This window comes from Aquicoccus sp., from assembly GCF_041686535.1.
Lineage (GTDB): Bacteria > Pseudomonadota > Alphaproteobacteria > Rhodobacterales > Rhodobacteraceae > Aquicoccus.
On the sequence record NZ_JAWLDS010000026.1, the window covers coordinates 1 to 13,019 of the forward strand.

General features: G+C 65.3%; 14 protein-coding genes. 10 read left to right on the forward strand and 4 right to left on the reverse strand.

Going from position 1 to position 13,019, the window contains the following annotated elements; all coding sequences use genetic code 11:
- The 8 genes from ACESL9_RS07850 to ACESL9_RS07885 all read left to right on the forward strand — a co-directional run.
- Positions 1-1,976, forward strand: a 1,976-nt coding sequence (locus ACESL9_RS07850; protein WP_372674682.1) for a VWD domain-containing protein, incomplete at its 5' end; no start/stop codon positions are given.
- Positions 1,977-2,199: 223 nt separating this feature from the next.
- A complete protein-coding gene (locus tag ACESL9_RS07855) occupies positions 2,200-2,505 on the forward strand; it encodes a ScnB-like protein (RefSeq protein ID WP_372613440.1) in 306 nt (101 codons plus the stop codon).
- Positions 2,506-2,509: 4 nt separating this feature from the next.
- Positions 2,510-2,776 (forward strand): SH3-like domain-containing protein, encoded by a 267-nt coding sequence (locus ACESL9_RS07860; RefSeq protein ID WP_372613432.1) that lies wholly within the window; start codon positions 2,510-2,512, stop codon positions 2,774-2,776.
- Between the two features lie 45 nt (positions 2,777-2,821).
- Positions 2,822-3,484, forward strand: coding sequence for a nitrile hydratase subunit alpha (gene nthA, locus ACESL9_RS07865; RefSeq protein ID WP_372613430.1), 663 nt, complete (start codon positions 2,822-2,824; stop codon positions 3,482-3,484).
- A complete protein-coding gene (locus ACESL9_RS07870) occupies positions 3,484-4,350 on the forward strand; it encodes a DMT family transporter (RefSeq protein ID WP_372613428.1) in 867 nt (288 codons plus the stop codon). Before nthA ends, ACESL9_RS07870 begins: the two co-directional genes overlap by 1 nt.
- A gap of 271 nt (positions 4,351-4,621) precedes the next feature.
- Entirely contained in the window at positions 4,622-5,995 is a 1,374-nt protein-coding gene (locus ACESL9_RS07875) for a DUF2927 domain-containing protein (RefSeq protein ID WP_372613438.1), read from the forward strand.
- Positions 5,996-6,008: 13 nt separating this feature from the next.
- The gene (locus tag ACESL9_RS07880; RefSeq protein WP_372613426.1) at positions 6,009-6,179 is read left to right on the forward strand and encodes a hypothetical protein; all 171 of its coding nucleotides are present in this window, start codon (positions 6,009-6,011) and stop codon (positions 6,177-6,179) included.
- 5 nt (positions 6,180-6,184) lie between these two features.
- A complete protein-coding gene (locus ACESL9_RS07885) occupies positions 6,185-7,369 on the forward strand; it encodes a vWA domain-containing protein (RefSeq protein ID WP_372613424.1) in 1,185 nt (394 codons plus the stop codon).
- A 262-nt stretch (positions 7,370-7,631) separates the two neighbouring features.
- On the opposite strand, the gene ACESL9_RS07890 is transcribed toward ACESL9_RS07885, so the two are convergent.
- On the reverse strand, positions 7,632-8,369 hold the full coding sequence (locus ACESL9_RS07890) for an Asp/Glu racemase (protein ID WP_372613422.1): 738 nt from the start codon (positions 8,367-8,369) through the stop codon (positions 7,632-7,634).
- A gap of 112 nt (positions 8,370-8,481) precedes the next feature.
- On the opposite strand from ACESL9_RS07890, the gene ACESL9_RS07895 reads away from it, so the two are divergent.
- Together ACESL9_RS07895 and ACESL9_RS07900 are read left to right on the forward strand one after the other, a co-directional pair.
- The gene (locus ACESL9_RS07895; protein ID WP_372674683.1) at positions 8,482-9,645 is read left to right on the forward strand and encodes a cytochrome P450; all 1,164 of its coding nucleotides are present in this window, start codon (positions 8,482-8,484) and stop codon (positions 9,643-9,645) included.
- 39 nt (positions 9,646-9,684) lie between these two features.
- Positions 9,685-10,368 (forward strand): M48 family metallopeptidase, encoded by a 684-nt coding sequence (locus tag ACESL9_RS07900; protein WP_372674684.1) that lies wholly within the window; start codon positions 9,685-9,687, stop codon positions 10,366-10,368.
- A gap of 102 nt (positions 10,369-10,470) precedes the next feature.
- On the opposite strand, the gene ACESL9_RS07905 is transcribed toward ACESL9_RS07900, so the two are convergent.
- The 3 genes from ACESL9_RS07905 to ACESL9_RS07915 are packed head-to-tail and all read right to left on the reverse strand — an operon-like array spanning position 10,471 to position 12,935.
- A complete protein-coding gene (locus ACESL9_RS07905) occupies positions 10,471-11,022 on the reverse strand; it encodes an RSP_2648 family PIN domain-containing protein (RefSeq protein ID WP_372613416.1) in 552 nt (183 codons plus the stop codon).
- Positions 11,019-12,215 carry an RSP_2647 family RNA methyltransferase gene (locus tag ACESL9_RS07910; protein WP_372613414.1) on the reverse strand — a complete coding sequence of 399 codons (1,197 nt, stop codon included), beginning with the start codon at positions 12,213-12,215 and terminating at the stop codon, positions 11,019-11,021. The genes ACESL9_RS07905 and ACESL9_RS07910 overlap by 4 nt, the downstream gene beginning before the upstream one ends.
- A gap of 39 nt (positions 12,216-12,254) precedes the next feature.
- Positions 12,255-12,935, reverse strand: coding sequence for a DUF6778 family protein (locus tag ACESL9_RS07915; RefSeq protein WP_372613413.1), 681 nt, complete (start codon positions 12,933-12,935; stop codon positions 12,255-12,257).
- Positions 12,936-13,019: the final 84 nt, after the last annotated feature.

Consider the following 13,019-nt stretch of genomic DNA (forward strand, 5'->3'; position numbering starts at 1 on the left):
GGGAAATACGGGGCACCGATCTTGCCGACACGATCCTCGGCTCCGACCGCGACGAGAGCTTCATCCTGCGCGGCGGCGACGACACGCTCGACGCCGGTGACGGGTTCGACCGGCTGCGCTATGACCGGCCGCTGTTCAATGGTGGGGTCGATGCCGATCTCGACGACGGCACGGTGACAGGCACCGCCATCGTCGGAGGGGCCAACGAGGAATTCACCCACACGATCAGCAACATCGAACACCTGCGCGGCACTGCATTCAATGACCGGATCGCCGGGGACGACAACGACAACCGGCTCGAGGGCATGGACGGCGACGATGCCTTCGTCCTCGTGGGCGGCAGTGACAGCGTGTATGGCGGCGACGGCACCGACCAGGCCTTCTTCGGCGTGACCGAGGACGAGGCCACGGTCACCTCCGACGGCGATGACAACCACACCGTCGTCATCGGGTCCGACACGATCGAGCTCTTCTCGGTCGAGGACCTGATCTTCCAGGAACCGGGCGAGCCCGAGAACACCCCGCCCGCCCCCTCGGGCGCGGCCCCGGCCTGGACGCTGGGCGACCCGCACCTGCTCACGGTTGACGGGGTGGGCTACGACTTCCACGCGGTCGGCGAATACGTGCTGCTGCGCGGCCAGGCCGGCGAGAGCGTCAACGGCTTCGAGATCCAGTCGCGGATGACACCCGCCAAGGATGACGAGGGCGCGGATCTCGACGACGTCTCCGTCAACCAGGCGATCGCCATGCGCGCGGCCAATGGCGACGCGGTGATGATCGACAGCAACGACGCCGAGCCGCTTTCGGTCAACGGCACGGTGCAGACCATCGAAGATGGCGAATTCCTCGATGTCGGGGACGATCGCATCTATCGCACGGGCGAGACCTACACCATGGTGTTCGCCGGTGACGACGGCACGATCAACGATGGCGACACCCAGGTCGCGGTCAAGGTGCTCGACGGGCGGGTCGATCTCAGCGTGCGGATCAGTGACGAACTCGCCGGGCGCGTCGAGGGTCTCCTGGGCGACGGCGACGGTGATCGCAGCAACGATGTCGCGCTGGCCGACGGCACCGTGCTGGAACGCCCGTTCGCCTTCGATGACCTTTACGGCGATTATCGCGACGACTGGCGCGTCGATGACGAGGCCGACAGCCTCTTCACCTATGACACAGGCGAATCGCTGGCCGGGTTCTACGACCCCGACAAGCCCGGCTCGGTCACCACGGCCGACGATTTCGACCCCGCCGAACAGGACGCCGCCCGCCAGGCCGCCGAGGATGCCGGGCTGACACCGGGTTCGGTGAATTTCGACAACGCGGTTCTCGACTTCCTGCTGACCGGGGATTCGAGCTTTGTCGAAAGCTCCGCAAGCGAGGATGTCGCGGCCCCCGAAACCACGTCGTCCGCCCCCACCCTCGATGTCGGGCAGGAGCGCGCAACCATCGGGTTCACGGTCACGGATCGCGCCGGCGACGGTATCGAAGACGCCCTTGTCGGATTCTCGACCGGCGCCTCGACCGCGCGCAGCCTGGCCGATGACCTGAGCAGCGGCGACTACAGCCTGCGCATCGGCGACGGTGTGAGCGGCCGGGCCAGCGCCAGCAAGCCGCTCTCCGCGGAAGACAGCGACGCGGTCGGCTCTGGCGATGCGCTCGACATCCTGCGACTCGCTGTCGGGCTGGAGCCCAGCTTCGGCGCCGCGCAGGACCTCGATTTCGTCGCCGGCGATCTCAACGGCGACGGAGAGGTCGAAGCAAATGACGCGCTCGATGCCCTGCGCCATGCGGTCGGGCTTGAAACCGACAACGCGCCGCGCTGGGTTTTCCTCGACTCCGACAACCTGCCCAGCGGCCTCGACAATGAAAACGTCGAATATGATGCCGCTGGGGTGGACATCGCCCCGGTCAGTGACGGCCTCGACGTGTCGTTCACAGGCGTCCTGCTGGGCAACATGCAGGACTTTGCCACCTGACACGGCACGAAACGCACGATGCGACGGCCCGCCTTCGGGCCGTCGCCCCCCAAGACATCGACGCCACGCCCCGGTTGATCTTTCACGGACGAATCGCCCCCGGGCCAGGCCGCCCATCGATCCCCCTCTGGACAGCCCCGCCTCGCCCGCCTACCCTCGCCCGAAAAGCGAGGTTTGCGATATGAGCGAGACATTCCCCTTCGACGGCCGCCGCTGGCACGACATGGGCGGGCAGGATGCAGGCCCAGTTGCCCCCAGCGAGCATGATTTCGCGCTTTGGGAGAAGCGCGTCGATGCGCTCCAGGTGCTGATGTCTACCAAGGGGCATTTCACCGTCGATGGCCTGCGCCGCGCGCTCGAAGACATGGGCGAGGGTGCCTATGAAAAATACAGCTATTACGAACGCTGGATCGCCGCCGTGAACCAGAACCTCGTTGAGGCCGGACTCTACACGCTCGAAGAGCTGGGCGAGAAAATGGCCGAGGTCCGCGCCCGCGGCGAAACCTATGGCGAGGCCGCCCGTGGTTGAGCCGATGGAAAAGGTCCGCGTCAAGACCATGATGCCCCCCGGCCATGTCCGCGCGCCGGCCTACCTGCGCGGCAAGACCGGCGTGATCGAACGCCCGCTTGGCGAATTCGGCAACCCCGAGCTCCTGGCTTACGGCCATTTCAACGGCCCGAAGAAACCGCTCTACCGCGTCCGTTTCACCATGGCCGAGATCTGGGGCGACGCCGCCGAAACCCCGACCGACACGATCGACGCCGAGATTTACGAACACTGGCTCGAACCGGCCCCCTGATCCCCAGGGCGCCTGTCCCCCGACCTGACCCGCGCGAGACATATCATGCCGCATGACCATCACGATCACGATCACGACCATTTCCACCACGACGGGATGAGCCCCTCGGGCCATCCCTACCGCGCCGACAATGACGAACCGCTCAGCTATTGGCAGTGCATGGAAATCGCCGTGCGCGAACTGCTGATCGAGAAGGGCCACACCACCCCCGCCGAGATCGCCGCCCAGATCGAGGCGATGGACGCGCGCAGCCCCGCCAACGGCGCCGCCGTGGTGGCCCGCGCCTGGACCGATCCCGCGTTCAAGCAGCGCCTGCTTGAAGATGCCTCGGCCGCCAGCGCCGAGATGGGCTTCGACATCGGCGGCCTGCGCCTCATCGCGGTCGAGAATACCGACGATGTGCATAACGTCATCGTCTGCACGCTCTGCTCATGCTATCCGCGCAACCTGCTGGGCCTGCCGCCCGACTGGTACAAGACCCGCGCCTATCGCTCGCGCACGGTCAAGGAGCCGCGCAAGGTGCTGGCCGAGTTCGGGCTCGACCTGCCCGAGACGACACGGGTGCGCGTCCACGACAGCACCGCCGACATGCGTTATATCGTTCTGCCCGCCCGCCCGGCGGGCACCGAAGCCATGGACGAAGCCGCGCTCGCCGCGCTCGTGACCCGCGATTCGATGATCGGCACCGGGCTGCCAAAGACGCCCTGATGCCCAACTTCACCGTCAAGACCACGGCGATCCTGCTGATGATCGCCGCCATCTTCATGTTCTCCTCGATGGACGCGCTGGCCAAGCTGCTGGCCGGGCGCATCGGCACCATGCCCACGCTCTGGGCACGCTACCTGGGCCAGGCGCTGGTGGTGCTGATCCTCGTGCTGCCACGGCTGCGCACGGTCCTGCAAACCCGTTACCCGGGGCTGCAACTGGCGCGCTCGGTCTTCCTGATGTGCGCGACAATCTTCTTTTTCTTCGGCATCTCCAATATCGGGCTGGCCGAGGCGGCGGCGATCATGTCGACCAACCCGCTTTTCATCACGCTGGGCGCGGCGCTGTTCCTGGGCGAGCGTTTCGGCATCCGCCGGGCCATGGCGATCCTGGCCGCCTGCATGGGCGCTTTCCTGGTGATCCGCCCCGGTGCGGCCGTGTTCACACCCTATTCGCTGCTGCCGCTGGGGGCGGCAATCTGCTATTCGGCCTATGCGCTCACCACCCGCTTCGTCGGCCGCGACGAAAGCGCCTGGACCTCGCTCTTTTACACCGCGCTTTTCGGGGCGGTGGTGCTCTCGGCGGCGGTGCCGTTCTTCTGGCACCCGCTGAACGGCACCGACCTTGCGATCATGGGCGCCATCGCGATCTGCGGCACGCTGGGCCAGCTTGCCCTCATTCGCGCGCTGATGGCCGGCGAGGCCGGGATGCTGGCACCCTTCGCCTATTTCGGGCTGGTCTTTTCAAGCTTCTACGGCGCCACGATCTTCGGCGACCTGCCCGACTGGCTCACCATCGTCGGCGCCTGCATCATCGCGGGGGCAGGCATCTACGTGTGGTACCGCGAAACCTTCGTCAAAGCACAATAGGCGCCGGAGCAATGGTCACTTTTTCACCTTATTTCATCCTTATACTGGTCTCCAAGCTCGGCGAACGTCGGTTCAAGGCAGAACCGACCGAGGCAGACATGACCCCGACCGCCGTATCACGGGCGAGCAGTGCGCGCGCAGCAGACCGCCCAGTGACCATGCAAGTGATGACCTGCAACACCCCGCAGTCCTGCCCCAGGATGCTGTACATGATCCGCTGCGCGGCCCCCGGCCGGTATGACATGCTTTTGGCATGGCTGGGGCGCCGCTGATGCGCATTCACCTCTTGCCGATCTGCCTGATTCTCGCGGGCTGCATGCCCGGCTCAGCACCCGACGACAACGCCACGCGCGCCTATCAGCCCGCCGCGCTGTCGTCGTTGCCGCCGCTCAAGACCTTCTCCACCCCGGCCCCCGTGCAGCCCGAACGATCCAATGCCGACATCGCCCGCGATTTCCTCGACCTCGCCTTCCGTCTCGAATCGGGGCGTGACCTGACCGTTTTCACCCGCTTCGAAGAGCCGATCACCGTGCGCGTCACCGGCCGCGCGCCCGCCACGTTGATGCCCGACCTGACCAGCCTGATCCGTCGCCTGCGCAGCGAGGCCGGAATCGACATCTCGCTCACCGATGCGCCCGAGGCCAATATCACCATCGAGGCCGTGGCCAGTCGCGAGATCCGCCACAACCTGCCCCACGCGGCCTGTTTCGTCGTGCCGGGCATTTCCGACATCTCGCAATACCGCCGCGCGCGCCACAGCGCCCAGGCCAGCTGGGCCCTCCTGCGCAGCCGCGAGCGGCTCGCGGTCTTCGTGCCCGCCGACGCGGCACCGCAAGAGACGCGCGATTGCCTGCACGAGGAACTGGCCCAGGCCATCGGCCCGCTCAACGATCTCTACCGCCTGCCCGATTCGATCTTCAACGACGACAACATCCACGCGGTCCTGACCGGGTTCGACATGCTCATCCTGCGCGCCTATTACGCGCCCGAACTCGCCAACGGCATGTCGCGCGACGCGGTTGCCAGCCACCTGCCCGCGATCCTTGCCCGGCTCAACCCGGAGGGCGAGGATCGCCCCGCGCAGCGCCCCACGTCCACGCCGCGCAACTGGATCGACGCCGTTCAGGACGCCCTCGGGCCCGGAACCGGTGACGCCGATCGCCGCAAGGCCGCCCGCCGCGCCCTGGCCATTGCCCAGCATCTCGGCTGGCAGGGCCACCGCCTCGCCTTTTCCCACTACATCACGGGCCGGCTCACCGCCGCGTCCGACCCCGATGCCGCGATCGGCCATTTCCGGGCCGCCGATCGCATATATGCCGAAACCACCGGCACCGAACTGCACCGGGCCTTCGTCTCCAGCCAGATCGCCGCCCACGCGATAAGCCGCGGTGACGGGCGCAGCGCGCTTGCGGTCCTGACACCCAATCTTGCCGTGGCCGAACGGCACGAGAACGCGGCCCTTCTCTCCACGCTGATGATGCTGCGCGCCGAGGCGCTCGAACTCACCGGCCGCCCCTCCGAGGCCGCCGAGGTCCGGCTGGACAGTCTGGGCTGGGCGCGTTACGGATTCGGGGCGGATTGGGCCGTGCGCGCCAAGCGGCGCGAGATCGGCGCGCTCAACCCGTTCAAAGAGAAACGCGGATAAGCGGGCAAATCACATGATCGTCTGGATCGGCGCCGCCCTCGGGGTGGCATTCGGCATCTATCAAGCCAAGCGGCGCGGCGGCAAGGGGCTCGACATGGCCCAGTATGGCGCGGTCTATGGCATCGCGTTCGCCATCGCGGCGCTGATCCTCAACATCCTGATCATCCGCATGATGATGGGTTAGGCGCGATGTTCCTGCCATTCTTCGATGCGCTGCGCAAACACGGTGTCCCGGTCAGCTTGCGCGAACACCTCACCTTTCTCGAGGCGATGGGCACCGGCCTCGTCACCTATGACATCGACGGGTTCTATTACCTCGCCCGCAGCGCGCTGGTGAAGGACGAACGCAATCTCGACAAGTTCGATCGCGCCTTCGCCACCGCCTTCAAGGGGATCGAGGAGATTTCGCTCTCGGACGTGCTCGAGGCCGTGGACATCCCCGGCGACTGGCTCGAAAAAATGGCCGAAAAGCACCTCAGCCCCGAAGAGATGGAAGAAATCAAGAGCCTCGGCGGCTTCGACCAACTGATGGAGACGTTGAAAAAGCGGCTCGAAGAACAGACAGACCGCCATCAGGGCGGCTCGAAATGGATCGGCACCGCAGGCACCTCGCCTTTCGGGGCCTATGGCTACAACCCCGAGGGCGTGCGCATCGGCCAGAAGGAAAGCCGCCACCAGCGCGCGGTCAAGGTCTGGGACAAGCGCGAGTTCAAGAACCTCGCCGACGATGTCGAACTGGGCACCCGCAACATCAAGGTGGCCCTGAAACGCCTGCGCCGCTGGGCCCGCGACGGCGCCCATGAGGAGCTTGACCTCGACGGCACGATCCGGGCCACCGCCGAACATGGCTATCTCGACGTGAAAACCCGCCCCGAGCGGCGCAACGCGGTCAAGGTGCTCCTGTTCCTTGACGTGGGCGGCAGCATGGACCCGCATATCAAGATGGTGGAAGAGCTCTTTTCGGCCGCCAAGACCGAGTTCAAGCATCTCGAATACTACTATTTCCACAACTGTCTTTACGAAGGTGTCTGGCGCGACAACCGCAGGCGGTGGGACGCGCAGACCCCCACATGGGACGTGCTGCACACCTACGGGCCGGATTACAAATGCATCTTCGTCGGCGACGCCAGCATGAGCCCTTACGAGGTCGCCTATCCCGGTGGTGCCAACGAACACTGGAACGCCGAACCCGGCCAGCTCTGGCTGCAACGCGCCCGCGAACAATGGCCCCAGCATCTCTGGATCAACCCGGTGCCCGAGAAATACTGGGGCTACACCCATTCGATCGGCATGATCCGCGAGATCTTCGAAGACCGCATGGTGCCGATGACGCTCAAGGGCATCGAAGAGGGCATGAAAGAGCTGTCGCGCTGAGGTGGGGTTGTTCCCAATGTGCGCCTTCGGCGCGCAGGTTCTGTTCGGTGGGGGGTTCACCCCCAAGGCGCAAAATGCCATGGCATTTTGTCGCCGTCCCCCAGAGTATTGCCAGCAAGATGAAGAACATGCGCGCGCCGCGTTAAGGTTGTTTGCGACCCGATGCCCTGCGGATCAGGCGGCAGCCGAGCGGCAGCCGAATGTCAGCCGCGAGTCACCCCTGCAAAGATGCACAGAAACCCGCGTTAACCGCCGCGAACGCTTATCTCGCGAACAGTTGTCCGGGCCACCATCCACGCGCGTCCGTGCCGGCGAGTTTCAGCATGTGCCACAGGAAGGCGAGGTTGGACGAGATCACCGGCAGGCCGGTCTCGGCCTCGGCGCGTTCGATGATTCCAAAGCTGCGCAGGTTCGTGCAGCTTGCGAAGATCGCATCACAATCCGTTGTTTTTGCGACATTTATCATGGCCTCAAGCGTCGAGGATTCGGCGATGCGTGCGACGGTGTAGTCGTCCTCCTCGAGAAAGCTCTCCTGCCGGGCGACGGCGATGCCTGCGTCCTTCAGGGCCGCGATCATCGGCTCGTTGACGCTTTCGACATAGGGGGTGATCATGGCTATGTTATTTGATTTCAATGCCTTGAGGGCCGCAATGACACTCGACATCGGGTTCGTGACCTGCGCCTCGGGATGCGCCTTGCGCACCAGCGCCTCCACCCGGTCCGGGCCGATCACGGTGGCCCCCGAGGTGCAGCCATAGCCGATCACGTCCAGCCCCCGCGGCAGGCGCTCGGCCGTGGCGGTCATGTGATTTTCCATGGTCGCCAATGACTTGGGGGTCACATCCGGTTGTGCGGGAATACGAGAATGCAGCAAGCACAGGTCGCGGCCGGCAAACAGCATCCGCGCCTCGTTCTCCAGCGATTCGTCGGTCGAAAGGACGATCAGCCCGAACCTGCCTGAGCCGCCAAACCCTTGATCCAATTGATATTCAAGCGCCATGATTCACCTCTTTCGGGAAGTGTCGCACGCTCCGGAGCCCATGCCAAGACATCACGCTTGCCGTGGCCCCAGATCGCCTGCACCATGGTCCGAGCCGGAGGAGAACAGCCCCATGTCAGACGCGCCCGTCACCCATATCGACCCTGCCGATTTCACCGCCGATCCCTACCCGGCCCTGGCACGGATGCGGGCCGAGGCGCCTGTGACCTTCGTGCCCGAACTCGGCGCCACGCTCTTCACGCTTCGAGACGATATTTTCCATCAGGAAAAACAGGTTGAGACATTTTCTTCATGTCAACCCCAGGGTCTCATGACGATCCTGATGGGCGAGAACATGATGCGCAAGGACGGTGCCGCCCATGCCCGCGAGCGCAAGATCCTCTTTCCCGCGCTCAGTCCGCGCACAGTGCGCGACACCTGGACCCCGCTCTTTCGCGCCAAGACACAAGACATCCTGAAGGTCCTGAAATCAAAAGGAAAATGCGACCTGGTGCGGGATTATGCCATGCCGGTCTCGGCCGAAGCGCTCAAGCTCGTGACCGGCCTCACCAACATGCCGGCGGAAGAGCTTGACCGCGTGAGCCAGGGCATGATCGACGGCTGCGCCAATTACACCGGCGATCCCGGGATCGAGGCCAATTGCCACGACTGCACCGCCTCGATCGACCGCCATATCACCGAGATGATGCCCCAGCTGCGTGCCCGTCCCGACATGTCCGCGCTCTCGGTCCAGATGCAGGCCGGGCTCGAAGAACCCGCCACCCGCTCCAACATCAAACTCATCATCTCGGGCGGGCAGAACGAACCGCGCGACGCCATAGCCGGGGCCGCATGGGCGCTGATGACGCACCCCGATCAACATGCACTGATCCGGCAAGGCAGTGCGAGCTACACACAGGCATTCGCGGAATACGCGCGCTGGATCTCGCCCATCGGCATGTCGCCACGTCGCGTGGCCCGGCAGGACACGGTTTGCGGGGTGACGTTCGACCCCGAGGATCGCGTCTTCTTCATGTTCTCATCGGCGGGCCATGACGAACAACATTTTGACAATCCACAAGTTTTCGACATCACCCGCGACAATGGCCCTGCCATCCCCTTCGGCGCGGGTCCGCATTTCTGCGGCGGTGCGGCGGTCGCACGTGCGCTGATCGCCGAGGTGGCCCTGCCGACGCTTTTCGACGCCCTGCCCGGACTGCATATCGACGGGCCGGTGCCGTTCTCGGGCTGGGCGTTTCGCGGGCCGACCGCCATGCCCGTCGCCTGGACCGCATGACCTCTTGTTCGCATCGCGGCCCAGGCCCATATTGACCACATGCTCAAGTTCACGCCGATCCTGCTTGCCATCCTTTATGCCATCGGGATGTATCGTTTCTCGGTCTGGCGCACCACGCGCGAGCTTGATGCGAAATCAACCGAACTGGCCGATCCCGCGCTCAAGCCGATGTTCGACCGCATGGCAAAGGCGCTCGACCTGCCGCGGATCCGCGTTCATCTCTACGAGATAAAGCCCGTGAACGGCCTCGCCGCGCCGGACGGGCGGATTTTCATTACCCGTGGTTTCTATGAAAAATACCGCGCTGGCGAAGTGACCGCAGAGGAACTGGCTTCTGTCATCGCCCATGAACTGGGCCACGTGGCACTCGGCCACTCGCGGCGCCGGATGATCGATTTTTCGGGCCAGAACGCCATTCGCACGGCGCTGGCCATGGTATTGTCGCGTTTCCTGCCCGGCATCGGCGTGTGGATCGCGAACGGGATCACCACGCTTCTGGCCGCGGGCCTGTCGCGCTCGGATGAATACGAGGCCGATGAATATGCCGCGGCCTTGCTCACAAAGGCCGGGATCGGCACGGCGCCGCAGAAATCCCTGTTCGAGAAACTCGAAAAGCTGACCCAGACCAACATGGGCGCCGCGCCTGCCTGGCTGCTCTCGCATCCCAAGACGGCACAGCGGATCGCGGCGATCGAGTCTCTGGAAAACAAGTGGCGGGCCTGAGCCCCGAAACGGGCTCTCGCCACCCTGCTCTTTCTTGGGAAAAATACTCAAATCCAACGCCGCCATGCGCAGGACGCCGCGACTCGCAGCTACCGGCATACCTCAGTCCAGGTGCCCGGCCACCGCCTTGCCCAGCCTTGGCAATCGCGCCTTTTTCAAGAGCCCCCGCGCCGTCCACGGCTGCCCAGAAAGCCGCTCCGCCTCGGCGCGCACCCGCGCCACCACCGCCTCGACCCGCACCGCATCCGCCTGCCAGAACCCCTGGAGGAACCCATCCGGGTCGGCCCGGCTCAGCCCCTCCTCGGCCAGAACCCCGCGCGGGAAATCGCCCGCATTCAGCGTCACGATCACATCCGCCGACCCCGCCACCGCTGCCGCCAGCACGTGAATGTCGGCCGGGTCGGGAAGCCATAGCCGGGCTTCAAGCGACGGCGCCCAATCGACCGTGGCGCCCGGCCATTTCGCCCGCAAAAGGGCCGCCTCGCCGCGCGCCTGCATCTCGGCCTCGGGGCCCAGTTTCGCCGCCGTCCGCGCCCATTCCTCAAGGATGCGTTCGGACCAGAGCGGCACAAACGCCCCGGTCCCGGCCACGCCCAGCAGCACCTCGCGCATGACCGTAGGAAAGATCACGCAGGTATCGAGAACCGCCCTCACAGCCGGAGGAAGAGCGCCTTGAGATACCCGCTCTCGGCCAGTTGCGGCAAAAGCGGATGATCGGGGCCCGCCTGGCCCGTATGGATCAGCTGCCCCTGCCGCCCGGCCCGCCCGATCCCGCGGATCGAGGCCGTGCGAAACCGCGCGAGGTCGGCCGCATGTGAACAGGAACACAAGCCGAGAATGCCCCCATCCGCCACCAGGGGGGCCGCCATGCGCGCGAGCTTTTCATAGGCGCGCAGCCCCGCATCCAGCGCCTGTTTCGACGGCGCAAAGGCCGGCGGGTCACAGATCACCATGTCGAATTGCGCCCCCTCACCCGCCAGCGCCTCAAGCGCCTCGAATGCATCGCCCCGCCGCGTCTCGAACCGGTCTGAAACACTCATCGCCTCGGCGCCCTGCCGGGCCAGCGTCAACGCCGGCTCCGAACCATCGACCGCCAGCGCATGGACTGCCCCCGCCGCCAGGCAGGCAAGGCCGAACCCGCCCACGTGGGAAAACACATCGAGAACCCGCGCACCCCGCGCCAGCCGCGCGGCAAACGCATGGTTCTCGCGCTGATCGAAGAACAGCCCCGTCTTCTGCCCGCCCATCAGGTCGGCCATGTAGGTGGCCCCGTTCATCTCGACCGGCACCGGCCCACCCGGCGCCGCACCGCGCAGAACCTCCAGCCCCTCGTCCAGCCCTTCAAGCGCGCGCGCCCGGCCCGACGCGTTCTTGATGACTGTTGACACGCCCGTCACTGCCACAAGCGCGTCGACCATGGGCTCCAACTGCGCCTCGGCCCATGCAGCGTTGGGCTGCACGACGGCCATATCACCAAAGCGGTCGATCACCACTCCGGGCAATCCGTCCGCCTCGGCATGGATCAGCCGGTAATAGGGCTTCGCATGAAGCCGTGTGCGCAGCGCCAGTGCCCGCGCAATCCGCGCCGCGAACCAGGCCTGGTCCACCTGCGCCGCCGGATCGCGGTCAAGCATCCGGCAAAAGATCTTCGATCCCGGGTTTACCGCCACCACGCCAAGCACGTCGCGCGCGGCATCCTCAAGCAACGCCAGCGACCCCGGCGCAATCGCCCTGGTGCGTCGGTCGGTCACCACCTCGTTGGCAAAGACCCAGGGGCTGCCGTGGCGCAGCTTGCGCACATCGGTCTTGGGCTTGAGGCGGACAATGGGCAAAGGGGACAGCATCATGCCGTCCCCTTACCGTCTCCCGTGACCCTTGGAAAGGGATCAGAAGAGGCTGTTCGTCCGCGCGCCGGTCTGAAGCGGGCTCGCAGCATCGTGCGACACCCCTGCGCTGCGATTTTCTGCCGGGTCTTCCTGCAGATCACCCTTCACACCCAGCTCTTTCTGGAAAACGCCGGCAAGATGGTTGGTGATCCTGACTTTCTGGGTCATTCCGTTGCGCTCGGCCTCCACCGCCCGCGTGCCGCCATATCCCTTGAAAGTCGCGTCGATCTCGCGCGGCTTGGCCACAGGTTCCTTGGTTTCAGGGTCGAGGAAGTTCACCACGAACCGGATCTCGTGTCGCCCCCCCACGGTATAGCGGGTTTTCTCGGAAAGCGCGTGGAACCGGTTGACCTCGATATCGAGCATCACGGGTACTGCGCCTTTCGCACCCTGCGTGCCCATCTCGAGGCTCTGCTCGAAGATCTTCTGCACCTGCGCATGACGATCACCCAAGGGTTCGCCACGCCAGACGATATCGCCCGGCGGATAGAAGAGATTGGCCTCCGACGCCTTGAGGCTGCGCGGCACCCGTACCTGGAACGCGTCCACCTGCATTGCCGGTGCCGTCGCCGCCGCGGTCGGGCCCTGGAATGGCGTGCTGCGCGAGACGGTATCGACCGCGGTACAGCCCGACACGGCCATTCCCAATACGATCATTGCAGCCATACGAACACGTTTCATGCTCTTCCTCCTTGGGCTTTTGCCCTGTTTTCTGCTCGCCCCGAGGATCGGCGCAGATTGGGTCGAATCTGCGGCGCAGCTGCG